Origin of the sequence: Aurantiacibacter zhengii (assembly GCF_003584125.1) — a bacterium.
Classification (GTDB): Bacteria; Pseudomonadota; Alphaproteobacteria; order Sphingomonadales; family Sphingomonadaceae; genus Alteraurantiacibacter; species Alteraurantiacibacter zhengii.
In genome coordinates this window covers 350,284-374,795 of sequence record NZ_QXFL01000002.1, presented here as the reverse complement: position 1 = coordinate 374,795, position 24,512 = coordinate 350,284, and the positions used below count along the sequence as shown (strand labels likewise).

General features: G+C 60.7%; 24 protein-coding genes. 21 read left to right on the top strand and 3 right to left on the bottom strand.

Going from position 1 to position 24,512, the window contains the following annotated elements:
• From D2V07_RS05345 to pcaDC, 6 genes are read left to right on the top strand one after another with little or no spacing between them, the layout of a single operon-like run.
• On the top strand, window positions 1–717 hold the full coding sequence (locus D2V07_RS05345; protein ID WP_119585494.1) for a CoA transferase subunit A: 717 nt from the start codon (window positions 1–3) through the stop codon (window positions 715–717).
• On the top strand, window positions 710–1,381 hold the full coding sequence (locus tag D2V07_RS05340; protein ID WP_119585492.1) for a 3-oxoacid CoA-transferase subunit B: 672 nt from the start codon (window positions 710–712) through the stop codon (window positions 1,379–1,381). Before D2V07_RS05345 ends, D2V07_RS05340 begins: the two co-directional genes overlap by 8 nt.
• Window positions 1,378–2,091, top strand: coding sequence for a protocatechuate 3,4-dioxygenase subunit beta (gene pcaH, locus D2V07_RS05335; RefSeq protein ID WP_119585490.1), 714 nt, complete (start codon window positions 1,378–1,380; stop codon window positions 2,089–2,091). Before D2V07_RS05340 ends, pcaH begins: the two co-directional genes overlap by 4 nt.
• Window positions 2,081–2,776: a protocatechuate 3,4-dioxygenase subunit alpha gene (gene pcaG / locus D2V07_RS05330; protein ID WP_233548258.1), complete on the top strand. Its 696-nt coding sequence runs from the start codon at window positions 2,081–2,083 to the stop codon at window positions 2,774–2,776. Before pcaH ends, pcaG begins: the two co-directional genes overlap by 11 nt.
• Entirely contained in the window at window positions 2,773–3,912 is a 1,140-nt protein-coding gene (locus D2V07_RS05325; protein ID WP_119585488.1) for a lyase family protein, read from the top strand. The genes pcaG and D2V07_RS05325 overlap by 4 nt, the downstream gene beginning before the upstream one ends.
• A 3-nt stretch (window positions 3,913–3,915) precedes the next feature.
• Entirely contained in the window at window positions 3,916–5,100 is a 1,185-nt protein-coding gene (pcaDC, locus tag D2V07_RS05320) for a bifunctional 3-oxoadipate enol-lactonase/4-carboxymuconolactone decarboxylase PcaDC (protein ID WP_119585486.1), read from the top strand.
• 34 nt (window positions 5,101–5,134) lie between these two features.
• Here pcaDC and D2V07_RS05315 read toward each other — a convergent pair whose 3' ends face one another.
• Complete coding sequence (locus tag D2V07_RS05315; RefSeq protein WP_119585484.1) at window positions 5,135–5,815, bottom strand: TetR/AcrR family transcriptional regulator; 681 nt, start codon at window positions 5,813–5,815, stop codon at window positions 5,135–5,137.
• A gap of 89 nt (window positions 5,816–5,904) precedes the next feature.
• On the opposite strand from D2V07_RS05315, the gene D2V07_RS05310 reads away from it, so the two are divergent.
• The 8 genes from D2V07_RS05310 to D2V07_RS05280 all read left to right on the top strand — a co-directional run bounded on the left by D2V07_RS05310 (window position 5,905) and on the right by D2V07_RS05280 (window position 14,571).
• Complete coding sequence (locus D2V07_RS05310) at window positions 5,905–7,005, top strand: LLM class flavin-dependent oxidoreductase (RefSeq protein WP_119585482.1); 1,101 nt, start codon at window positions 5,905–5,907, stop codon at window positions 7,003–7,005.
• A complete protein-coding gene (locus tag D2V07_RS05305; RefSeq protein ID WP_233548257.1) occupies window positions 7,002–7,400 on the top strand; it encodes an NADPH-dependent FMN reductase in 399 nt (132 codons plus the stop codon). The genes D2V07_RS05310 and D2V07_RS05305 overlap by 4 nt, the downstream gene beginning before the upstream one ends.
• Window positions 7,401–7,414: 14 nt before the next feature.
• Complete coding sequence (locus D2V07_RS18800; RefSeq protein WP_233548256.1) at window positions 7,415–7,588, top strand: hypothetical protein; 174 nt, start codon at window positions 7,415–7,417, stop codon at window positions 7,586–7,588.
• Window positions 7,589–7,667: 79 nt separating this feature from the next.
• Complete coding sequence (locus D2V07_RS05300; RefSeq protein WP_119585480.1) at window positions 7,668–9,989, top strand: TonB-dependent receptor; 2,322 nt, start codon at window positions 7,668–7,670, stop codon at window positions 9,987–9,989.
• A gap of 104 nt (window positions 9,990–10,093) precedes the next feature.
• Window positions 10,094–11,416, top strand: coding sequence for a sulfatase family protein (locus D2V07_RS05295; RefSeq protein WP_119585478.1), 1,323 nt, complete (start codon window positions 10,094–10,096; stop codon window positions 11,414–11,416).
• Window positions 11,417–11,418: 2 nt separating this feature from the next.
• Entirely contained in the window at window positions 11,419–12,186 is a 768-nt protein-coding gene (locus D2V07_RS05290; RefSeq protein ID WP_119585476.1) for a hydroxypyruvate isomerase family protein, read from the top strand.
• Entirely contained in the window at window positions 12,179–13,579 is a 1,401-nt protein-coding gene (locus tag D2V07_RS05285) for an MFS transporter (RefSeq protein ID WP_119585474.1), read from the top strand. The genes D2V07_RS05290 and D2V07_RS05285 overlap by 8 nt, the downstream gene beginning before the upstream one ends.
• Window positions 13,576–14,571: a ThuA domain-containing protein gene (locus tag D2V07_RS05280; protein WP_233548255.1), complete on the top strand. Its 996-nt coding sequence runs from the start codon at window positions 13,576–13,578 to the stop codon at window positions 14,569–14,571. The genes D2V07_RS05285 and D2V07_RS05280 overlap by 4 nt, the downstream gene beginning before the upstream one ends.
• 61 nt (window positions 14,572–14,632) lie before the next feature.
• Here the strand turns inward: D2V07_RS05280 and D2V07_RS05275 are convergent, their stop codons facing one another.
• Together D2V07_RS05275 and D2V07_RS05270 are read right to left on the bottom strand one after the other, a co-directional pair.
• On the bottom strand, window positions 14,633–15,472 hold the full coding sequence (locus D2V07_RS05275) for a nuclear transport factor 2 family protein (RefSeq protein ID WP_233548254.1): 840 nt from the start codon (window positions 15,470–15,472) through the stop codon (window positions 14,633–14,635).
• A 19-nt stretch (window positions 15,473–15,491) separates the two neighbouring features.
• Window positions 15,492–15,920, bottom strand: a complete 429-nt coding sequence (locus D2V07_RS05270; RefSeq protein WP_119585472.1) for a DoxX family protein — start codon at window positions 15,918–15,920, stop codon at window positions 15,492–15,494.
• A gap of 153 nt (window positions 15,921–16,073) precedes the next feature.
• Here D2V07_RS05270 and D2V07_RS05265 point away from each other — a divergent pair, with 153 nt between their 5' ends.
• From D2V07_RS05265 to D2V07_RS05235, 7 genes are all read left to right on the top strand, one after another.
• Window positions 16,074–17,090, top strand: a complete 1,017-nt coding sequence (locus D2V07_RS05265; protein WP_119585470.1) for a sugar phosphate isomerase/epimerase family protein — start codon at window positions 16,074–16,076, stop codon at window positions 17,088–17,090.
• A gap of 14 nt (window positions 17,091–17,104) precedes the next feature.
• On the top strand, window positions 17,105–17,497 hold the full coding sequence (locus D2V07_RS05260) for a C-glycoside deglycosidase beta subunit domain-containing protein (protein WP_119585468.1): 393 nt from the start codon (window positions 17,105–17,107) through the stop codon (window positions 17,495–17,497).
• 7 nt (window positions 17,498–17,504) lie between these two features.
• A complete protein-coding gene (locus tag D2V07_RS05255) occupies window positions 17,505–19,892 on the top strand; it encodes a beta-glucosidase (RefSeq protein ID WP_119585466.1) in 2,388 nt (795 codons plus the stop codon).
• Window positions 19,893–19,977: 85 nt separating this feature from the next.
• Window positions 19,978–21,096, top strand: coding sequence for a Gfo/Idh/MocA family protein (locus tag D2V07_RS05250; protein ID WP_119585464.1), 1,119 nt, complete (start codon window positions 19,978–19,980; stop codon window positions 21,094–21,096).
• The gene (locus D2V07_RS05245; protein WP_119585462.1) at window positions 21,093–22,148 is read left to right on the top strand and encodes a sugar phosphate isomerase/epimerase family protein; all 1,056 of its coding nucleotides are present in this window, start codon (window positions 21,093–21,095) and stop codon (window positions 22,146–22,148) included. The genes D2V07_RS05250 and D2V07_RS05245 overlap by 4 nt, the downstream gene beginning before the upstream one ends.
• Window positions 22,141–22,782, top strand: a complete 642-nt coding sequence (locus D2V07_RS05240) for a gluconate 2-dehydrogenase subunit 3 family protein (protein WP_119585460.1) — start codon at window positions 22,141–22,143, stop codon at window positions 22,780–22,782. The genes D2V07_RS05245 and D2V07_RS05240 overlap by 8 nt, the downstream gene beginning before the upstream one ends.
• Window position 22,783: 1 nt before the next feature.
• Window positions 22,784–24,475: a GMC oxidoreductase gene (locus D2V07_RS05235; RefSeq protein WP_407641579.1), complete on the top strand. Its 1,692-nt coding sequence runs from the start codon at window positions 22,784–22,786 to the stop codon at window positions 24,473–24,475.
• Window positions 24,476–24,512: the final 37 nt, after the last annotated feature.

Sequence of the window (24,512 nt, the reverse complement as noted above, 5' to 3'; positions counted from 1 at the left end):
ATGGCGAACAAGATTTACCAAAACCCGCAAGGCGCGCTCGAAGGCCTGCTACGTGATGGCATGACGATCATGTCCGGCGGGTTCGGCCTCTCCGGCAACCCTGAAAGCCTGATCCCCGTTATCCGGCAATCGGGGGTGAAAAACCTGACCGTGATTTCAAACAATGCGGGTGCCGACGGCTTCGGTCTGTGGATGCTGCTGGAAACACGGCAGGTGGCCAGGATGATTTCCAGCTACGTGGGCGAAAACAAGCTGTTCGAGCAGCAATACCTGTCGGGCCAACTGGAACTCGAACTCAATCCGCAAGGAACGCTGGCGGAGCGCATCCGTGCTGGCGGAGCGGGCATTCCTGCCTTCTACACCAAGACAGGTTACGGCACCGTCGTCGCTGAAGGAAAACCCGTCGAGGAATTCGACGGGGAGATGTATATTCGCGAGACCTGGCTGCGATCGGACCTGTCGATCGTCAAGGCATGGCGCGCCGATCCTTCAGGCAATCTGATGTTCCGCCGTACCGCGCGCAATTTCAATCCTGAGATGGCGATGGCAGGCCGTGTCACGGTGGCCGAGGTCGAGGAGATCGTGCCAGCGGGCACGTTCGACCCGGATTGCGTCCACCTTCCTGGCATCTATGTCGATCGCCTGGTGCAGTCGACGATCAATGAAAAGCGGATCGAAAAGCTGACGACCCGTCCGCGGGAGGACAATAATGGTTGATGTTGGGAAGGGGTGGACCCGCGACCAGATGGCGGCCCGCGCTGCGCAGGAACTGGGCGACGGTTTCTATGTCAATCTCGGGATCGGTATTCCGACGCTGGTAGCGAATCATATTCCGCGCGGCGTCGACGTTACCCTGCAATCCGAAAACGGAATGCTTGGCATGGGGCCGTTCCCCTTCGAAGGCGAAGCAGATCCCGATCTTATCAACGCGGGGAAACAGACCATCACCGCGCTCCCGACGTCCAGTTTCTTCTCCTCTGCGGAAAGTTTCGCGATGATCCGCGGCGGGCATATCGACTTGACCGTCCTCGGCGCGATGGAGGTCTCGGTTGCGGGCGATATCGCCAACTGGACCATTCCCGGCAAGATGGTGAAAGGGATGGGCGGTGCCATGGACCTTGTCGCGGGCGTCAAGCGTGTCGTCGTCGTGATGGACCATCTCAGCAAGCTAGGAGCGCCCAAGCTGCTGGAGGAATGCAGCCTACCGTTGACAGGGAAGGGGTGCGTGGACCTGATAGTGACCGACATGGCGGTTATTGCATGCGACAAGCCGGGGTTCCGGCTGGTCGAACTTGCGCCTGGCGTTTCCGTCGAGGAAGTTCTTGCGAACACTGCGGCTCCGCTGACTGTGCCGCCAGGCAATGGGAGTACGGCCCCATGACCGGCACCCTCCGATACCGCCGCCCGGACGTATCCTCACCACCAGACCGGTTCCCCGATTACCGGTCGACCGAATTGCGCGCACCGCAACAGCCGCGCATTGTAATTCCGCAAACGCCGACCGAGACGACCGGCCCGGTGGACTGCTGGGATCGGTTGATGGGGCATGCCTTTCACGACATGACCGCGCAGCATGCGGGTGAGCCTATAGGCCAGCGTATCCATGTGTCGGGCCGCGTGCTGGATGAGGACCGGCGTCCGGTCGCGAACACGGTGATGGAAATTTGGCAGGCCAATTCGGCAGGTCGGTACATCCATTCCAAGGATGGCTGGAACGCCCCGCTCGATCCTAATTTCGCTGGTGCTGGCCGCGTAGTCACAGATGCCGAGGGACGGTATCGGTTCACCACGATCAAGCCGGGCGCCTATCCGTGGGGCAACCACAAGAACGCTTGGCGGCCCGCCCACATCCACCTCTCCCTGCTCGGGCCGGCATTTGCAACGCGTCTGGTCACGCAGATGTATTTCCCTGACGACCCGCTGATTGAGATCGACCCGATCGCGAATGCCGTCCCGATGCCATACCGGCAGCGCATGGTCAGTCGTTTCGATCTGGACACGACCGAAGCGGGTTTTGCGCTGGGCTACCTGTTCGATGTGGTATTGAAAGGGCGCGATCAGACACCGTTCGAGGACGATCATGATGAATGAAAGTATTGTTCCGCTCGAAAAGAGGGTGCCCGCGCCGCGTCAGGACAATCAGGACCAAACCCTTTTCGGCCAGACTCCTTCTCAAACGGTCGGCCCGTTTTTTCATTACGGCCTGCCTTGGAAAGGCGGCGCTGACCTCGTCGGTAATTCCGACTTAGGCGCGCGGCCCGAACTTTTTCCTGCCGAGCACTATGTTCTGGGCCGAGGCGCCGTCCGGACCAATCCCGAAGGCGAAAGGATAGAAATCATCGGCATCGTGCGGGATGCTGCGGGCGAGCCCGTGCCCGATGCCATGGTGGAAATCTGGCAAGCCGATGCGCGAGGTCGCTATCCGGACAAGGACGACCGTCTGGCAGGAAATGAGTTCTGCGGATTTGGCAGATCAGCAACGTCGGATGAAGGCGAGTTCCGTTTTTTGACTATCAAGCCCGGGCGGGTCCCAGGACCCCGAGGGACATTCCAGGCGCCGCATATAGCGATGTCCGTCTTTGCCAGAGGCGTGCTCGCCAGGTTGGCAACGCGGTTATATTTCGAAGGCAGCGACGGCCTTGCCGACGATCCTGTTCTTGCTTGCGTACCTGCCGAGCGCAGGGAAACGCTTGTCGCGACGCCGGTCGATACTGGCAAATGGCGCTTCGATATCAATCTGGGCGGTTCCGGCGAGACCGCGTTTTTTGCCCTGTGACGGACCTGCTACGCCAACGCCCGCAAGCCACACAGGCCATGCTGGACAACTGGTCCGATCATAGCCTCATCAGCCATGCCCTGCGTTTCGAAAGCGCCTTGGCGCAGGCGCAGGCGGCCGAAAGCATTATCGACCAATCCGCTGCGAACGCAATTGCAGCGGCGTGCGACACCTTGCAACCCGATCCTGCCGGGCTGGCTGAACAGGCGGCACTTGCCGGAACGCTCGCCATCCCCCTTGTAGAAATGCTGCGCGACAAGGTTCCGACCGCACATCGGCCGCTGGTTCATCGAGGGGCGACAAGCCAGGATGTAGTCGACACGGCGACGATGATACAAGTGCATCGCGGAACCGCCTTGCTGAATACCGATGCGGACCGAGTGCTTCGGGCGTTAGCTGTTCTTGCGCGTCAGTACGCGGCGACACCTGCGATGGGGCGGACACTCCTGCAGGATGCTATCCCCATCTCGCTTGGTTTGCGGATCGCACAATGGCACGCGGGAATAGCAGGGGCTTGGGCCGATTTCGCGCGGTATTCTGAAAAGTACGCCGTGCTTCAGTTCGGCGGTGCGGCGGGAACGCGTGTCGGACAAGAAGGGAAAGGCTCGGCCGTCGCTGCGCGCATAGCCGAAATGCTGGGGCTTCCGGATTCCGCGCCATGGCACGCCCGGCGCTGCGGACCAGCTGCGATTGGCTCCTCTCTTGCCATCCTGGTGGGGACGGTGGGCAAGATGGCACGCGACATTTCCCTGCTTTCCCAAAATGGGATCGGCGAGATGTGCGAGCCGGCAATCGAGGGGCGTGGCGGCTCATCTGCCATGCCGCACAAGCGCAATCCAACCGGCAGCCAAGTCGCGCTTTCGGCGGCCCTGCGCGTTCCGGGATTGGCGGCAACACTGATATCCGGCCAGCCTGCCGAACAGGAACGGAGCATCGGCGGATGGCAGGCCGACGGTCCCGTTCTTGCCGAGCTGTTCTTGCTTGCGAGCGGAGCGCTGTCAGCCATCGCCGACGTCGCGGAAGGCCTTCAGGTTGACCTCGATTCAGTCTCGAATGCCCTGCCGGATGGTGACGCCGACTTGGGAGAAAGCGCCGATCTCATCGAAACCCTGCTCGGCACGATAGAGGATCGCTGACCCATGCCTTTCGCATCGAATGACGGTGTGCGCATCTACTGGAAGCTGCTCGGTACCGATGACAAGCCACCACTCGTCCTGCTCAATTCGATCGGCACGGACATGTCCGTCTGGGATGACTGCATAGACTATCTCCTGCCGACATTCCGGATCTTGCGGCTGGACATGCGCGGTCACGGGGCATCAGATGTTCCGTCAGGCGATTACAGCTTGCAGGACATGGCGCTCGACGTGCTTGCCGCAATGGACGGCGCGGGCATCGCCTCGGCTTCCATTGCAGGACTTTCCCTGGGCGGCATGGTGGCAATGCAGATCGCGCTCGACGCACCGGGCCGTGTCGAAGCGCTGTCGCTTGTCTGTACCTCTGCGACGATGGATCCTGCTAACTGGCAAGCACGGATCGATGCGGTGCGGAGGGGCGGGATGACAAGCATCGCCGATATGGCGATGGAGCGCTTCCTTTCTTCTCGGTTTGCGGCGCGTAGCGAAGAGGCAGTAGCGAGCCTTCGCCGTGGCCTGTTGTCGACAAGGGCTGAGGGTTACGCAGGCGCTGCGGCGGCAATTCGTGATATGGAGCTGGAACACAGGCTCGGCAAGATTTCCTGCCGGACGCTGGTCGTGACCGGCGCGGACGACATCTCGACGCCCCGAATGCAGCATGGGCAGGTTCTGGCGAAAGGGATCCCAGAGGCTGAAGAGGCGGTTCTTGGCTGCGGTCATCTCGCCCCGGTGGAAGCTCCTGCGGCGCTGGGAGCGGCGCTTGTCCACTTCTTCGTGTCGGATGGCGCCCTACAAGAGGCTACCGATAGCATCTATCACGCGGGTCTAATCAATCGCCGCCGCGTGCTGGGTGACGAATGGGTCGACGCAAGCTTAACAAGGGCGACGCCTTTCAACGCCGAATTCCAGGCGATGATCACCCGTATCGCCTGGCACGAAATCTGGGGGCGTCCGGGTCTGGATGATCGGACCAGGCGGCTGCTGGTGATCGCGATCACCGCCAGTCTGTCACGCTGGGAGGAATTCGCTCTCCATGTCCGCGCTGGATTGGAAAGGGACGGGTTCACCCGCGATGAGTTGAAGGAAGTGCTGATGCAGACCGCCATCTACGCCGGCGTCCCCGCAGCCAATACCGGATTTGCCGAAGCGATGAAGATCATGAACGAGATCGACGAGATATCGCGCTAGGCGATGTTCCTACCTACCATCTGCGGCGCGCGTATCAATCGCTGTACGTGAGGTAGGCATAGGCCATTTCGGCCAACTGCGGCCGGAGCCTTTTCCACATCTGCGGGTCTTCTGCTTCCGGTGAGGCACCGAGGCCTAGCTGGCGTGCGACCGAGGCGAAGATCATGTGAAGCGTGGCCTCCACCTTTTCTCGCGGGTTATCGGCACGAATTTCTTTTTCGTATGACATGATGACGTTTGCCGTCTCGGAGAACGCCTTGTGCGCTGCCTCCTTTCCACAGGGGGAGACCAGCGGATCGATTGCGGCGCGCTGCATGATCGCCCGCAGCATCAGGGCGTGCTCGCTCATGAAGGTGGTGTAGCCCTCGATATAATTCGTCAGGAATTCCTTCAGGCTTCCGCTTTTCTCAGCGACCGAGACAACCATTGCAGCCTCTTTCTCCACGACGGACATGAGCTCCTGCCCGATGACCGCGTAGAGCAGCCGGTCCTTGCTTTCGAACCTAAGATATATCGACCCGATCGACACGTTTCCGCGCGTGCTCACGTCCTGCAGAGTGAAGTCCTCGCTCCCGCGCTCCAGCATCAGTTCGCGCGTCGCCTCCAGCATTCGTTCGAAAGAGGCGAGGGAGCGCCCCTGCCGCGGCTTTCGACTGACCGCCTCATCCGAGAGCTTTTCAATTGTTGAGAGCGGAGCGCTTGTCTGGGTTGACATGGAGCCGGTAAGGATGAAAAGAATAAGAACGTCAATTCTAATTTAAAAGAGGCCGGACATTCTGATTCGGCGAAGGGAAGGGGTTACGGATGCGGTTTTCTGTGTTTTTGAACGCGCGGGCGATGCGGCCGGAGGACGATCGCAAGCTGATCAAGGATCTTGAAAAGCACGCAAAGAAAGCGCGCGATTGCGGCTTCGAAGCAATTTTCATGCCCGACCATCACTTCAACGGCTATATGCCGATCGCTAGCGACAGTTTTATCTTTGCGGCCTACCTCGCGGCGCAGATGCCCGAAATGCACTTCGGGTTCTCGGTCGTTTCCGTGCCGCTCCACCACCCGGTTCGCTTTGTCGAGCGCATCAACATCCTCGATCAGCTGACGGACGGCAAAGTACTGGTTGGAGTGGGAAGCGGCACCACGCCGGAAGAGATGATCGGCTTCGGCGTCAATTACGACGAGGCAAAAAGCGTTTCCAACGAAAACCTCGATCTTGCCGAGAAACTCTGGGCCAAGACGATGGACGATCCCGCGATCGAGATCGACAACGGGCCGCACAAGGGTCGTGTGCTGCAGCGCATCGCGCCGGTAGCCTACTCCAAGGGTCATGCGCCCTTGATGCCGGTCGCCATGAAGGAAAGCAGCACCCGCCGCGCGGGCGAGAATGGTTGGCCAGCCTTTATCCCGGCATTCACTCCTCCCAAGATCGGTGGGACCGAACCATTCAAGCATGTCGAGAAATATTTCACCGCATATCACGACGTGCTGACATCGTCGGGCCACGATCAGGCAACCATTGATCGCGCGCTATCCTGGACGACCCACACCTACCAGTGCGTCCACGTTGCCGAGACGGACGACCAGGCGCGTGAAGAACTCGAGGTAATCCTGCGTGCGTACCAGGACGCGATCGAACGCGAGGCGGAATTTAATGCGCGTGCCGAAAGCGATGACGCCAACAAGAAGACGGACCGCACGCCGAATGCGCTGTCCGAAGACTGGATCGGCACTTGGTGTCTTTACGGTTCGCCGGAAACCGTGGTCGAACATCTGAAGCCCTACAAGGAGCTTGGCATCGGCAATATCCTGTGCGGCACGCTCACGGGTCCGTTGACGGAAGAGAAACTGCGCCTGGGCAACCAGACGCTGGATCTCATTGCAAGGCGTGTCATGCCGGAACTCGAGTCGTGAGCCGGCAGCCGCGTATCGTGGGCATCGGGGGAACGCAAAGACCTGGTTCCTCTACCGAACTGCTGGTCAAGTCTGTCCTCGATATTTGCGCATCACACGGTGCCCATGTCGAGCTGTTTGGGGGCGAGCAGTTGTGCGCTCTGCCGCATTACGACCCATACTCGCGCAATCGGACGGAAGAGGAATCTGCTTTCATCGAAGCGGTTCGCCAGGCCGACGGGATCGTGATTGCTTCGCCCAGTTATCACGGGGGCATCTCGGGTCTGATCAAGAACGCCATCGATCTGCTGGAAGAACTTCGTGAAGACGAACGGCCCTATTTCGATGGGCGTCCGGTCGGTCTTCTGGTTTCGGCGGCAGGCTGGCAGGCTGGCAGGCTGGCGGTGTCACGCTAGCGGCGCTGCGCGGTGTGATCCATGCCATGCGGGGGTGGCCCACGCCGATGGGGATCGCGATCAACTCCGTCGAGCAGAAGCCCTTTGCCGCCAATGGCTCGCTTCAGGACGACCACATCGCCGGACAGCTGGATGCCATGGCGCGTCAGCTCGCAATTGGTTGTGTCGGCCTGAGCAGCAGGCATTGACAAACGAACTAGATTATAACTAGAACACCAATTCTATTTAGCTCACCGGTTACAGCCGGGGGTTTCAGGGAGAGCAAAGATGAAAACACATATCCGCAAGTCTGTCCTTCTCGTCGGTTGCGCCGGCGTGGCGATTTCCTTCCCCGTGCATGCGCAGACCGCCGGCCCTCAGACGGAAGCCGATGTCGGCCCTTCGAATGTGATCATCGTGACGGCACAGAACCGTTCCGAAGACGTGCAGGACGTTCCGATCGCAATGGATGTGGTCGGTAATGAAGCCATCGAGGATGCCGGCATCACCGACTTCCAGGATCTGACGCGCGTTGCGCCGGTGCTGAACATCACGCAGGATTCCAACTATACCCGCGTCGCTGTTCGCGGTGTCGGTACGAATTCCAACGATGAAGGGCAGGACCAGTCCATCGCCGTCAACATCGATGGCGAATACATCAACCGACCCAATGTCTTGAACCTGGCCCTGTTCGACATCGACCGGATCGAAGTGCTGCGCGGTCCGCAGGGAACTCTGTACGGTCGCAACGCAACCGGCGGTGCGATCAACTTCATCACGCGCAAGGCCGGTACGGAGTTCGGCGCGGACATCAACGCGACTTACGGCAATTTCGACCATCGCAAACTTGAAGCGGGCGTCGACATTCCTTTCGGTGAAGTCGGCGGGTTGCGACTGGCGGGCCTTTACAACAAACGCGACGGCTATTTCTATCACCCCAATCGTGTCGCCGCCAATAGCGACGTCGTGCGCAGCGGTACCGCCGACAACCTTGGTGTGCGGGCGACGCTCTCCCTTTTGCCAACCGACCGACTGTCCGTGGATCTTTCGGGTGAATACGTTCGCAACGAGAACATCGTCAGCGCATTTGCTGCTTACAGCTTTAATGCCGCGGGCCGGGGCCCAGGGCCCGACTGTACCGAGAACGGGTTTGTCGATGCGGCCCCGCTCATTCCTGGCGGGCAATGCATCCCGGTCAACAGCAACGCGCTGGATCAGATTGAGGACCGCTCTTCTTATGACGGGCCCGTGCCGCAGATATCGCTCAACCCGAACAAGCAGGACAGTTATGCGGTTCGCGGGAAGATCGAATACGATCTTGGCGGTGCCACGCTGACGTATCTTGGCGGCTATCGTCATACGGATCAGGACACCGATCTGGCCCTGCCGAACTACACCTTCTACGAATTCGGCAATACCGTCGATACCCAGAGCCACGAGCTGCGCATCGGTGGCGAAGCCGGGGCCATCACCTACCAGGGCGGCGTGTTCTTCTACGAAGAAAAGCTGGATAACCTGCGTGGCCTTTACAGCCCGTTCATTGGTCCCAATGGTAGCTTCATCAACACCTTCTCCCGCGATACGGAATCGCGCAGCTACGCGGGGTTCGGCCAGGTCGAGTTCGCGCTGAACGAGCAGCTGACTCTTGTCGGCGGCTTGCGCTACACTATCGACCGGCGCGAGGGCGTATTCGGAAACTACGGCTTCCGCTTCAACGCGGGGCCCGTCGCGCCCACGGCGCCCCCTGCTTCGGTACTTAATCTCGAGCAGGACAACGAACAGCTGACCTGGCTCGCCGGTATCAACTACTCGCCGAACGTCGATACACTGATTTATGGCAAGGTCTCGACCGGCTACAAGTCCGGCGGCTTCGACAGCGTCGGACCGTACGATCCGGAAACCAACACGGCTTTCGAGGCTGGAGCGAAACTGAGCTTCGGATCGAGCGGCCAGCACATTTTCAACGTTGCCGGGTTCTATTACGACTACAAGGACCTGCAGACGGCCGTTCTTCTCAATCCTGCAATCGGGCAGCAGATCTTCAACGCCGGTGCGGCCACGATCTGGGGCATCGAAGCCGAAACTGCGCTCGAGGTTGGCGCGAACGGCAGGTTCACCGCTTCGATCAACTATCTCGATGCCGAATACGACGAGTTGCTGGCGTCCTATGCGATCTTCGACACCGTAAATACGGACAACAACGGCCTTGCCGATCTCGATCCGGGCCCGGGAATCGTTCAACCCGATCTGAGCGGGAACACGCTGCCGCAGTCGCCGAAGTGGACTATCACTGCAGGTTACGATCACGTCTTCGAAATCGGCAGTACGGGTATGATCACTGCCAGCGTGTACACCAAGTTCAAGAGTTCGTACTTCCTCGACATCTTCAATTATGCGTCGAGCGAGCAGGAGTCCTTCACCCAAACGGACCTCAGCCTGAAGTACGAGCCGATGGGTGGCAACTGGAGCATTCAGGCCTTCGTCCGAAACCTGGAGGACGAGCAACCGCTCGCTTACGCCGGGTTCGTTTCCGCCGGTCCGGACGACACCTACAACTTCACGTTCGCGCCTCCACGCACCTATGGTGTTCGCGTCGGTTTTGAATTCTAACGGTTAGGGCTGCCCGCTCCTCCCGGCGGGCGGCCCCTTTACTTGTGAAGATCAACAGGCGAAATGTTCTGGCGGGTGGCACCGCTTCCCTTTTACCGTTCCCCGTGGCTGCAACAGAGGGCGCGCTCTCGGCTTCAAGGCCGAATATCGTCTTCATCCTGGCCGACGACCTTGGCTATGCCGATCTCTCGTGCTTTGGTCGCCGTGACTACGTGACCCCGCATTGCGATGCCTTGGCAGCATCGGGCGCGCGGTTCACTCATTCCTACTCGAACTCGCCGGTGTGTTCGGCAACGCGGCTTGCTCTTATGACAGCGCGCTACCAGTACCGGCTCGATGCCGGTCTGGAAGAGCCTATTGGACCGCGTCATACTGGCTTGGACCCCGCCGAGCCGACTTTTCCGCGGGTTCTGCGAGAGGTTGGCTATCGCACCGCGCTGATCGGAAAGTGGCATCTGGGCAATCTGCCCGATTTCGGCCCGCTCAAGAGCGGATACGATTACTTCTGGGGCTATCGTGGCGGTGGTATCGACTATCTCGTGCACGAGGATGCGCGCGGCGACGGTCTGTGGGAGAACGGGCACGAGATCGAGCGGGACGGTTATCTCACCGGCCTGCTGGGCCAGCGCGCCGTCGAATTCGTGGAAACGCAGGACGGCATCGACAGGCCCTTCTTCCTGAGCCTGCATTTCTCCGCGCCGCACTGGCCATGGGAAACTCCGCGCGACGGAGCGGAGGCGCGGCGTTTGACCACGGATCCGACTTACCGGAAGCTCGCGCATTTCGACGGTGGAAGCATGGCGACCTATACCGAGATGGTCTGCCGGATGGACGAACAGGTGGGAGCGGTGGTCGCCGCCGTGGAGGCGCTGCCAAGGCACCGGGATACCATCATCGTCTTTTCGAGCGACAATGGTGGTGAGCGGTTCTCCGACGTGTGGCCATTCACGGGGCGCAAGACCGAACTGCTGGAAGGCGGCATCCGCGTGCCGACGGTTATCCGCTGGCCGGAAGTCTTCGATGATGGAAGGGTGGTCGAAACACCCCACATGACGATGGATCTCGCTACGACGCTGATGAACGCGGGAGGGGCGCAGTTACCGTTTAGCCGCCCGCCCGACGGTCGCGATATTCGCAGCGGCGATCTGGACGAACGGCCGATGTTCTGGCGGTACAACCACCTCGACCAGAAGGCTGTGCGAATGGGGCGTCACAAATATCTCTCCATCGCTGGAAACGAGTTCCTTTTCGACGTCGTGGCCGACCCGATGGAGCGCGCGAACCTGAAGCAGCGCGAGCCTGCGCGCTTTGCCGATCTGCGTGACCGCTGGCAGCGGTGGAACGCAGGTATGCTTCCCTATCGCGACGACACCTTCACACACGGATTTCGCGGCGACGAGCTTGCCGACCACTTTGGAGTAGATTGATAATGTCCAACCTGTCCGCCTGCATCGAATGGCAATTCACGGAAGCCGGACAAGGTCTGCCCGAACGCATCCGAGCGGCCAGGGATGCAGGGTTCGAACACGTCGAGTTCCACCTCTGGCGCGACAAGGACATGGCTGGCGTCGCGCGCGCGCTGGACGAAACCGGCATTTCCCTGACCGGCTTCTGCGTCGATCCCCGCAGGTCGATAGTCGATCCTGCCGAGCATGAAGAGATGCTGCAAGCCGTGAGTGATACGCTGGCCGAGGCGAGCAAGGTTGGCTCCCCGCCGCTTATCGTCGCATCGGGTTTCCGCGTCGATGGAATGTCGGAGGAGGAGCATTTCGCCAATGCCGTCTCCGTACTCAAACGTGCTGCCAAGCTGGCAGAGGGAGCGGGTGTCACTCTCGTGCTCGAGCCGCTGAACACCGAATTGTTCTCGACCATGTACCTCGTCAATACTCCGCTGGCGCTGGACATTATCGAGGCGGTGGGCAGCCCGAACCTCAGGCTCCTCTACGATGTTCATCACAGTGCCGTGATGAAGGAAAATCTGAAGGAAGTGCTGGCCGGACGGACACATCTCGTGGCCCACGTCCAGGTTGCGGGCACGCCGGGCAGGAACGAGCCGGGTACCGGAGAACTCGACTGGAAGCAGATCATGGCCGACCTTGATGAGCTGGGCTATCGCGGTCCGATCGGGCTCGAATACATGCCGACCATGCCGATGGAACAGTCGCTCGCCGCCACGCGGGAGGCCATGTATGGCTGAGGCGGCGAGCCAGGGGCGCAAGCTGACCTTCCTCGAACGCTTCAGCTACGGCGGGGGCGATCTTGGCTACAGCCTGGCATACAACATGGCAGGCGCTTTCCTGCTCTTCTACTACACCGATGTCGTGCGCCTTCCTGCAGAGGCCGTGGGTACGATTTTTCTCGTTGCCCGCCTGCTGGATGCGGTAATTGATCCGCTGTTCGGGATTGCGGTCGACAAGACACGTACGAGGTGGGGGCGCACGCGTCCGTATTTCCTGTTCACCGCAGTTCCCTACGCGCTGGTTTTTATTGCGGTCTTTCACGTGCCGGACATGGCGCAGGGGTGGCAGCTGGCCTACGCTTTCGTCACCTTCAAGCTGCTCGGCATTCTCTTGAGCGCAGGGTCGATCCCATACACCGCCCTGATGCCAATGATGACACTCGACACCCAAGAGCGACTGAAACTGGGGGGTGCACGATCCGTCGGCACATCGATATCAGTGATCCTGGGCACGGCTGCGACCATGCCGCTCGTCGCTGTCTTCGGTGGCGATGACCTGCAGGCCGGCTTCACATGGACGACGCTGGTTTTTGCGGCGATTTCACTTGTCGCCCTGATCCTGCTTTTCCGCAATTGTCGCGAGAGGTTTGAAGACAAGGCAGTCGCTTCCGATTTCAAGGCGTTCCCGGCGATCATGCAAATGGTGCGCAACCGGGCCTGGCTGGTCTGCTTTTCATTCTGCCTGCTCTACTTCATTCGCTTCGGGGTAATGCTGGGCCTGACGATCTTCTTCGCCAAGGATGTCATCGGCAAGCCCTGGCTGATCCCTGTCATGCTTCCCATGGTATCGGGAGGACTGCTTATCGCCGCTTTCATCGCACCGCCGATCCTTGCGCGGACGGGGATCAGGGCTGGGTGCGTTGCTGCCATCGCAGTCTCGCTCGTCCTGTTCGCCTTCATGGCGCTAATCGATAGCGCTGCGGACTGGCAGTTGGCTGGAATAGGCGTTCCCCCGCTGCTGTTTCCATACTTCCTGTTCTCGATCACTACGTCGATCACGATCACCGCAATCTTCACGATGGCTGCGGAATCGGTCGATTACCACCAGTCCAAGCACGGCGTTCGGTACGAGGGGTTGCTGTCGTCCGGCATCAGCGTTTCGACCAAGGTGGGCATGGCCGTGGGCAGCGCCCTTGCTGCATATGTTCTCGCATTCGCGGCATACGATCCTGCGAGCGTAACCGATGCGGCCCGCGGCGATATTCGGCTTGCTTACTACGCCGTCCCCAGTGTCATGCTGATCCTGCAGGCCGTGGCAGTCCTTTTCTGGCCGATGGGTGGCAGCAAAGACATCACTACAGGAGAGGGCAGAACGGACTGGTCCGATCCAGCTGAGGGAGAAACCGCATGAGATTTATGGCCTCGACGATCCTTGCATCCATGACGCTGTCCTTGACCGTCGCCGCGCAGGAAGTTCCGGTGGCTGACATACCGACCACGGTGGACTCCCAGCCCTATGCGCCGCCCGAAACGGTGCAGCGGGTGGTCACGCCGGTCGTGCCGCAGGAAGACTTGATCGACGTATTGATCATATCCGGCGAGAACACTTACGAGCATGACTGGACCGGCGTGAACAATCGCCTGCGCACGCACCTGAAGGACACGGGCCGGTTCGATGTGCGGGTCGTGGAAGATTTCGAGTTCGGCACGCTGGAGATGCTTCGGAAGTACGACGTCGTATTCCTGAACTACGCCAGTAGGTGGAACTACGGTGATGAGGAGCAGACGCTCTGGTCGCCCGAAACCTTTCAGGCACTTTACGACTACGTCGACCAGGGCGGTGGCCTGGTAGCCTTTCACTCCAGCTTCACCTGGGGGTTCGACATTCCGGAGTATCAGCGACTGCTGGGCGCTACCATGGTGCCGGGCGAAAGCCGCCGTTCTCCGCCCGACGGGTTCCGGGTGCGCATGACCGATGCCGATCATCCGATCACGCGCGGCCTGCGGCGCTACGTCTGGTCTTTCATGGAGGATATGTACACCAACATGGAGTTCGCGCCGGATGCGGATGTCACCGTACTGGCGACGGGTTTTGACGATTCCGCCAATTACACGCCTGAAATGGCTGGGCCGAAATACGACTTCGAAGCCTATTCCGCAGACAACGTGGCGCGGATGGAAGGCATGGATGCCGCGAACCCTCTGGTGTGGGTGCAGGATTATGGTGAAGGCCGCGTGTTCTCGATCACGCTTGGCCACGGACCGGACACTCTGATGTTCGACGGCGTCAGGACCCTGATTGTTCGCGGAACCGAATGGGCTGCCACCGGCGAGGTCACCATCCCGCCTTACGACAAGGCTGCGGCCTACGATATTCCGGAGGAGTACCGGACCGAAGACTGACAGTCCCTCCCTTGGAAGGGGGCGTCTCGCGACGCCCCCTTCTTTTTTGGGCGGGTTTCGTTCAGTAAGAGAACGTCTCCGAAAACGTGTAGTAGGGCTCGGGTATCCGGGCCTCGAGATGCTGTGCCGTGTCAGTGCGGTAGGAGTTGTTAAGCACGGTGGCCGGTTCATCGGTTTCCGGCATGAAAACCGGCGCGCCATCGTCACCGACATACATCAAGTCGAAATTGAAACTATCGTCCTGCGCAGCCGCAGCAAACGGTATCCAGCCCATCGAATAGGGCGCGCGTGCCGTTTCAAAGCAGTGAAAGTGCCAGATCTTCCACTCGCCGTCCTGCTTGATGAAATCGATGCCGTACTTGAGGTAGACGTTGTGCATCCACACCTTCTTGCCGTCCACCTCGACATTGGGTTCGAACATCCAGTCGGGCATGTTGGCGGCGTGTTCCGGCGCGGTCAGACCGCTTTCCAGGCCGTTCACAATCCACAGGCCCTTCGCGGTCTGCCCGTCCCCGGCAACCTCGATGACGGGCGTAGTGACATAGTGGAACAGCAGTTTGCCAATGGGTGACGGCCGACCGCGATGGTACTCCATGATCTTGTCGTATTGAGTGTATTTGCCGAGGTTGGAATACTGGGCGCTCATACCCGGCGTGCCCTCGGCGGCCCACAGGGGGATGATCTGTTCGTCCTCGAACGCGTTGTGCAGGTACATGTAGCGCGAGAAGAGGTTCTCGACCGCCTGCCGGTCTCGCGCGGCCTGGGACTGGGCCTGAAGCTGCGCGACTTGCTGCGCCAGTTGCGATACGCGGTCCTCTTCCTGTGCATTCGCCGGCACGGCCATAGCCAAGGCAGCCATCAGGCCAACTGCAGGACCGATACCGAATTTCCAATTCCTCATAACAAAACCTCCTCATTCTTCAGGCGTATTGTTCGACGCTGCGCGCCAGGCGGGCGAACAGCAGGACCATGACCACGCAGAGTGTGATCACGACGGCGCTTTGCGGAAGCGTGTGCCACTCCGCGAAAATGATGTGGACGATGGCGGCTGCGACGTGGTTCAGTGTGATCCAGATTGCGGCGAACATTCCGAACCGCGCCAGCTTGGGAATGATGAGGCCGGCGAACAGCACTGCGGCCGCGAATAGTTCCAGCCATCCGATCGTGCGACCCAGCCAGACGGGCAGATGGATTGTCCATGCCGAATGCCGGGCCAGTATATCCAATGGCGCGAACGCCTTGTTCCACCCTACGAAAAGCGAGAACCCGCCGATACAAACCACGAGCAGGGCAAGTGCTACGAAGGACGCAATTGGCTTCAAGTTCAGTCCGGTCTGTCGCTGTCGCATGTCGTGTCTCTCCCCGGCTGCCGGGCACAAGCAGGCTTGACCCACAGCGTTTTATATATAGAATTATGGTTCTAATTAGATCGAAGAGCGATGCAAGCCGCGTTGTCTCTTTTTGCAATAATGAGCCGGCGAATTGGCAGCCGAGCCCGGAGGATGACCATGGCGATCAAGCGGGGCGTGAGCCTCTATTCCTATCAGAACGAAACTTTTCAGGGCAAAATGGACCTAGAGGATTGCATTCGGACTTCAGCCGAACTCGGCGCGAACGGCATCGAGATCATCGGCGAGCAGACCTTCTGGGGCTGGCCCGAAGTGGGTGTCGAGGACGAGGCGATCGAGAACTGGCACTCGCTGATCCAGAAGTATGATTGCACACCGGTCAGCCACGACTTCATGCTCGATTACAAGCGGTACAAGGGCCGCATGATGCCGCATGACGAGCAGGTCGCCAGCGTGAAGCGCGATATCGATTTCGGCGCCCGCCTGGGAATGAAATTCATCCGCGCGCTCGTTTCGATCGACCCGCAGGTGCTGGTCGATGCGGCGCCTTACGCAGAGGAAAAGGACATCAAGATCCTTGTGGAGGTGCACGCCCCGCTGCATTTCGACCACCCATGGATCGTCCGCCATGCGGAAGCTTACGAGAAGTCCGGCTCCGATGCGCTCGGCTTCCTTCCCGACATGGGGATGTTCCTCCACGCCTTCCCGCCCGTGTGGAAGGAGAAGTTCCTCCGCATGGGCGTGCGTCAGGACATCGCTGATTACATCGAGAAAGCGTACGAAGACCGGGTTCTTTCGGAGTACGTCATCCTCAATGTGCGCGAGATGGGGGGGGAAGGTCCGGCCATCGGCATGGCCGAAACCATGCGCCACAACGCCGCTTTCGAGCCGAAGCGCATGCTCGACTACATGCCGCGCATCCACAACATTCATGGCAAGTTCTACCAGATGAACGAAGATTATGTGGAGCCATCCATCCCCTACGATGAGATCGTGAGTGTTCTGAAACAGGGCGGCTATGACGGCTACATCTGCTCCGAATACGAAGGCAACCGCTGGGTCGAGGATGCGATGGAGCCCGACAGTGTCGAGCAGGTTCGCCGCCAGCAGGTAATGCTCGCCCGTCTTCTGGGCGAAACCGAAACCCCTGCTCTCAAGACCGCAGCCTGAAAGGATACTCGACCATGATGGACAACAAGATGATCGTCGAGGGAAGCCTCGAGAATTACGAAGACGGCTGTGCGGTGAAGGGCGTGAAGTTCCTTGGCAGACTGCCTTATTATCGCGGCCTCGGCCTCTCGATGGTTGAGGATATCCAGGTCGCCATCGACGGGCAGCAGGTCCCTCGCGAGGATGTGCGTTTCCAGGTGCGCGGTAAAACCTATACTCTCGACGAGATGGAAACCGTGTACGACGACCGGTGGAATTTCGGAGAGAAGGCAACAATCATCGCGCTGAAAGACGGCGGTTTCGGCGAAGGCACGCACACGGTGGAATTCGGCGTGCGCATGCGCGTATCGTATCTGCCGTTCGTGCCGACTACGAAGGACACCAAAGAGCTGGCGCTGGCAGCCTGATATTTCGATGGACAAATTGAAGAACGAAGACGCCGCCGCGCTCACCGCGGGCGCGGCGATGTGGTCGAGCGTTGCCGTACCTTACGCTGGAATCCCGTCGTTCACCATGAGCGACGGGCCGATGGGTATCGCCAGCGGCAAGGTCGACGAACGCGACATCGCCCGGCTCAGCCCCTGCGCAACCGCGCTGGGGGCGAGCTGGGATTGCGACCTCGTTCGGCGCATCGGTGCACTGGTCGGCCAGGAAGCCGTCGAGCGTAATGTGGATGCCGTGCTCGCGCCCAACATCAATCTCGCGCGCAGTCCGCTGGCAGGGCGGGCGTTCGAATATTTCTCCGAAGACCCGGTCCTGGTGGGCGTTCTTGGCGCGTGCTGGATCAAGGGCCTGCAATCGACCGGTACGGCTTCCGTCGCCAAGCATCTGGTCTGCAACGACAGTGAGACCGATCGCGACAGCGTGGACGTGCAGGTCGACGAGCGGACCTTGCGCGAAATCTATCTTCTGCCTTTCGAATTCGCCGCCGATGCCGGCTGCGCGGGTATGCTGGCGGCCTACAACCGGGTAAACGGCGATTACTGCGCAGAGCAGCATCACGTGCTGACAGAGGTGGTGAAGGGCGATTGGGACTATCGCGGCGCTATCATGTCGGACTGGTTCGGCACCCATTCCACCGCGCCGACCCTGAACGCCGGGCTCGATCTGGAAATGCCTGGCCCATTCAGGTTCCTTGGCCCCAAGGCAGCCGAAGCCGTTGCGGCAGGCGAGGTTCTGCAGGCGCGCGTCGACGATGCCGCAAGGCGGGTGGCGGGGCTGGCCAAGCGCGCAACCGGCGCAAAAACTTCTTTCTATGACGATGCAGCAGCTCGTGAACTGCTCGTCGAGGCAGCAGCTGCGGGCTTCGTCCTTCTGAAAAATGACGGCGGGATCCTCCCTCTCGATCCGTCCACGGTCCAATCGGTCGCAATCATCGGTCCAAACGCTGCGGCGCCGTGTTTTCAGGGTGGCACCTTCGCCAAGATTTCCGTTCGCCCGGATTTGCCAACACCCGAAGAAACAGTCCGCGCGCGTTACGGTGAGCACTGCGAAGTCCTTTTCGCACCCGGCGTGGACCCAGCGCCGCGTCTCCCGTTCATGACGGTTGAGCCCGCGCGCGACATAGGCGATGGCGCAAGTGCCGGGATGACGCTCGAATATTTCGCCTCGGACGACTTTTCGGGCGAGCCCATGACGCGCGAGACGCGCGATACCAATTCGCTCGTCTGGTTTACCGGGATGCACGACCAGGCGGACTTCGCTACCGGCGGCTCGATCCGTGCAACCGGCATCTATCGCGCGCAGAAGGATGGCGAGCACAGTTTCCATCTGGGCGCGACAGGCAAGGCGCGGATGCTGGTCGATGGCAAGGAGGTTGTCGCTACGACAGCGATACCGGCCGGCGATACGATGGGCGTGCTGAAATCCGGCGACAGCGAGTTTGCCCCGCTGGTCCTGTCACACGGCCAGCAGGTCGAAGTGGTTGTCGAATTTCCCTTCGAGGCTGCGCGCGTGCACGGGCTATGGTACGGCATCCGCGAGCCGGGCAGCGCAAGCGAATTGCTGCGCGCCGCCGAAGACGTCGCCGCAAAAGCCGATGCCGTGTTCCTCTTCGTCGGCGAAACCTCGGACAGTTCCGTGGAAAGCAAGGACCGGCCCGATACGCAGATCGCCGCAGAGCAGGCGACTCTGATCGACCGGGTGTGCGCCGCCAATGCCCGAACGGTGGTGATTGCCAATATCGGTCACGCCTACGATGCATCCTGGGAAGACCGGGCCGCGGCGCACATCGCCGCATGGTATCCCGGCGAAGGGTTCGCCAATGCGATTGCCGCGGTGCTTGCTGGAGACAGGGAGCCCGGCGGACGAATGCCGGTTTCCATCGCGCAAAGCGAGGCGGACTATCCGGCTTTTGCCTTGAAACCGGGGGCTGAAGGAAAGCTCGCTTACTCCGAAGGTATACAGGTTGGTTACCGCGGAATCCTGGCAGCGGGCAAATCGGCGCGACATACGCTCGGCGCAGGAGCGGGTTACACCAGCTTTTCCTGGGACGATGCTCGGGCCGAGAACGATGGCGTATCGGTTCGCATCGAGAACACAGGGACGCGGACAGGCAGTGAGATCGTACAGGTCTACCGCGACGGTCAGGAAACCGCGCTGCTGGGCTTTGCGAAGGTCACGCTGGCGACTGGCGCAGCGGAACGCGTAACCGTTCGATTGCCTGCGCGCCGCTTCGCCTGCTGGAGCAAGGCTGGATGGCAGCTTCCAACGGGCCACTGCAAGGTGCGAGTTGCCCGAACTGCCGAAGACGCCGGGCTGGCAGTACAGGTCGATCCGCAAGCATTACCCGATGGTCTCTAGGCCTGGGGTGTCTTGCCAAGTCCCTGAGCGCGTATTAGAACGATAATTATAAAATAAGTGGAGAGAAATTTTGGTACGCCTTCGCATGGGCATGATTGGCGGTGGCCCCGGCGCATTCATAGGCCCGATCCATCGCATCGCAGCAGAACTCGATCGCGAGATTGAGCTGGTAGCCGGTGTATTCTCTTCCGATTCCGGGCGTAGCCGACAGGCCGCAGTGGATTACGCGATCGATCCGGAACGCGGTTATCCCGATTTGGCGACCATGTTTTCAGCCGAGCGTCAGCGCGACGACGGTATGGATTTCGTCTGCGTTGTAACTCCCAACCACAATCACCTGCCGTCGGTTCGCGCAGCTCTCGAAGCGGGGTATCCGGTAATCAGCGACAAGCCGATGACGGCTACGCTGGCAGAGGCCAAGGAGCTTGCCGCGACAGTGGGACAAGCTGGCCGGCCCTATGCCCTCACATTCACCTACACCGGCTATCCCCTCGTGCGCGAAATGCGGGAGCGGATTGCGGCGGGCGCGTTGGGCGGTCTTCGCAAGGTCGTGGTGGAATACCCGCAAGGTTGGCTGGCGGGAGAGGCCGAGGGCAAGCAGGCGGAATGGCGCGTCGATCCCGCTCGGGCGGGAGCCGGGGGCTGCATTGGCGATATCGGCGTCCATGCATTCAATCTGGCCGAATTCGTTACCGGGCAGCGTGTTTCGCAGGTTTTTCCGGATCTTGCCGCGGTCGTTCCGGGCCGAAAGCTGGACGACGATTGCACGGTGCTTTTGCGGTTCGAGAACGGGATGCGCGGTGTTCTGCTGGCAAGCCAGATCGAAGTTGGCGAACTCAACGGTTTGCGGATCCGCGTCTATGGCGAGAGCGGCGGGATGGTCTGGCACCAGGAAACGCCGAACACGGTAACCTGGCACAAGATCGACGGGAAGACCGAGCTTCTGCGCGCAGGCGATTCATCGCTGGGGCCGGCAGCAACATCCGTCACCCGGACACCGGGCGGACATCCGGAAGGCTATCTCGAAGCGTTCGCCAACCTCTATCGCGACTTTGCCGCCCTTTTGCGCGGGCAGGATGCGCCGATGCTTCCGGGACTGGATGAGGGTATGCGCTCCATGCTTTTCATCGACACCAGCGTCAGCGCGAATGCAGAACAGGCCGGATGGACGCAGTTGCCCCGCCAAGAAAGGATTTCCGCATGAGAACCCTAAAGGGACCGGCTATTTTTCTCGCCCAGTTTGCCGGGGACAAGGCACCGTTCAATTCGCTGGATGCGATTTGCGAATGGGTGTCCGGCCTTGGTTACAAGGGCATCCAGATACCCAGCTGGGACGCGCGTCTCTTCGACTTGGAAAAGGCCGCGGAAAGCCAGGATTACTGCGACGAGGTGAAGGGCGTCGTCGAAAGCCATGGCTTGTCGATTACCGAACTGTCGACCCATTTGCAGGGGCAGCTGGTGGCCGTCCATCCCGCGTACGATGCCGCCTTCGACGGCTTCGCGGCGCAGCACGTCCGCGGTAATCCGCAGGCGCGGCAGGAGTGGGCCGTGGCGCAGGTGAGACACGCCGCCACCGCTAGCCGCAGGCTTGGTCTTGATCGGCACGCAACTTTCTCAGGGGCACTGGCATGGCCGTACGTCTATCCGTGGCCGCAGCGACCCGCCGGATTGATCGAGGACGCTTTCGAGGAACTGGCGGGGCGATGGAAGCCGATCCTCGATCACTTCGACGAATGCGGCGTCGATGCGGCGTACGAAATTCATCCGGGCGAGGACCTTCACGACGGGGTGACATTCGAGATGTTCCTCGAACGGGTCGGAAACCACCCCCGCGCGAACATACTCTACGATCCTAGCCATTTCGTGTTGCAGCAGCTCGACTACCTCGACTTTATCGACATCTACCACGAGCGAATTCGCTGCTTCCACGTAAAGGATGCGGAGTTCAATCCCACGGGCCGACAGGGCGTTTACGGTGGATATCAGAGTTGGGTGGACCGTGCCGGACGTTTCCGTTCACTCGGCGACGGGCAGGTCGATTTCGGAGGCATCTTTTCCAAGATGGCCGCCAATGAATTCGACGGCTGGGCCGTGCTGGAATGGGAATGCGCGCTTAAGCACCCCGAGCAGGGCGCCGCGGAAGGCGCGCCTTTCATCCGAGACCATATCATTCGTGTGACCGAGCACGCGTTCGACGATTTCGCCGCGGGCGGTGCGGACCGCGAACTTAACAAGCGGATCATGGGAATTGCCTGAAACCCCTGAACAGTCCACCGGCTGGCAACGCCGCGATTTCCTGGCGGGGGCAGCCCTGTTCGCGCTGGCTGTGGGAATCCCTGTGGCAGGTGTCACACTGTCCGACCTGGACGAGCGCGATGCGCCCACGGAACGCCAGCGCCTGATGATGAGACTGGTCAGTCAGGCCGTTCTGCCTGCTACCGACACGCCGGGTGCCGGCGACGTGGGCGTGGGGGATTTCGTTATCGTGGCACTCGCTCACGGTCTCGAGGGCACGCGGGAGCCGGTTGGCTCTGCCGAGATGCCTTGGACCTTTCCGGAATATCAACGACCCGACGGCAGCCTGCGCTACGTCAACTGGCTCGAAGCGACACTCGATCGTAGTGCTAACGGCGATTTTATCCGGCAGGATACTGACGCACGCACGAGAACCCTCGCCAAGCTCGATAGCGAGGCTTTCGCCGAGGGCGGCGACGCCCACCCGTGGCGCAAGCTGAAGGCATTGATCCTCACCGGTTATTACACCTCGCGCGTAGGCGGTTCGGAAGAACTGAGGTTCGAACTTGTCCCCGGCCGCTACGATCCGGTCGTCCCGCTGGAGCCCGGCAGCCGGGCATGGTCCAGTGACTGGACCGGGGTGGAGTTTGGCTGACATGGCAGCAGATATGCAATTCGACGCCATCGTCGTGGGCTCCGGCATTTCCGGCGGCTGGGCCGCAAAGGAACTGACCGAGGCAGGGCTGAAGGTTCTCATGCTGGAAAGGGGCCGCGATATCCCGCACCAGACGGGATACGAGACCGAAATGAAAAAGCCGTGGGACATGCCCTTCCGCGGGGTGGGCAATGCGGAGCTGTATGAGCGCGAGTATCCGGTCCAGATGCTCAACCGGCATTTCACGGAATATACCCAGGGCCATTTCGTCAACGATGCCGAAAACCCCTACGCCACAAAGGCGGGCACGGATTTCAACTGGTTCCGCAGTTACAACCTGGGCGGGCGTTCGCTGACCTGGGGCCGGCAGAGCTATCGCTGGTCGGATTACGATTTCGAAGCGAACAAGCGCGACGGGCATGGCACGGACTGGCCGATCCGCTACGAGGACATCGCCCCTTGGTATGACAAGGTGGAGGATTTCATCGGTGTTGCCGGGGCGGCGGAAGGGCTGGACCAGTTGCCGGACGGCCAGTTCCTGCCCGCATGGCCGTTGAACGCGGTCGAGCAGGCGACGCGCGAGCGCATTCTTGGCAACTGGCCCGAGCGGGTTCTTACCGTTGGCCGGACCGCGAACTTGACGCAGCCGCACAGAGGGCGGGGCCAGTGCCAGGCGCGTTCGATCTGCGCGAGGGGCTGCTCCTACGGTGCCTATTTCTCAACGCAATCGAGCACGCTTCCCGCAGCCGAAGCGACCGGCAATCTCACCCTGATTACCGATGCAGTGGTCGAAAAGGTCGATTACGACGCGGCTACGGGCCGCGTGACAGGTGTCCGCTGGATCGACCGTAAGAACGGAACACGCGCACAGGCGACCGCCCGGCTGATTTTCCTGAACGCCGGCAGCTTCAATTCCGTACACCTGATGCTCAACTCCGCCACCGAAGCCATGCCTAACGGCCTGGCGAATACCAGCGGGGTGCTGGGCACACACATCATGGACCATCCATCCACCCTCTCGGCTATCGCGCTGATGCCCGGCTTCGAGGACGTGACGTCCTACGGCAACCGACCGACCGGTGTGGTAATTGCACGCTATCGCAACATGGACGAGATGGACGGGGTAGGCCACACGCGCGGATACTCCTATCAGGGCGGCGCACTGCAATCGGGCTGGACGCGCGGCAAGCGAGAAGCTGGCGTTGGCACAGATTACAAGGCGTCGCTACAGCCGCCGGGTCCGTGGCGGGTCGTGCTGGTTGCCTTTGCCGACTGCGTGCCTCGTGCGCGCAACCGCTTGACGCTGGACCGGGCGCAATCCGATCCGCTGGGCATCCCGCAATTGAACATCGACTTCGCTTTCGGCAAGGAGGAGCACGCGGCGCTGGCGCAGGCCAAGGCCGATGCCGCCGAAATGCTCACCCATGCAGGGGGCAGGGTCATCATGGGCTTCGACAGGCCCGGACCGGGTGGCAGCGCCATTCACGAAATGGGCGGCGCGCGCATGGGCTGGGATCCGGCGACCAGTGTGCTCAACCGCTGGAGCCAGGCGCACGACATCCCCAACCTGTTCGTCACCGATGGCGCGCAGATGAGCTCTTCTGCCTGCCAGAACCCCTCGCTTACTTACATGGCGCTGACCGCACGTGCGGCGGACCGGGCGGTAGACTTGCTTCGTTCGGGCGCAATCTGACATCTGCCGCCAATGAAAAAATAAGGGCGCCGGGTTC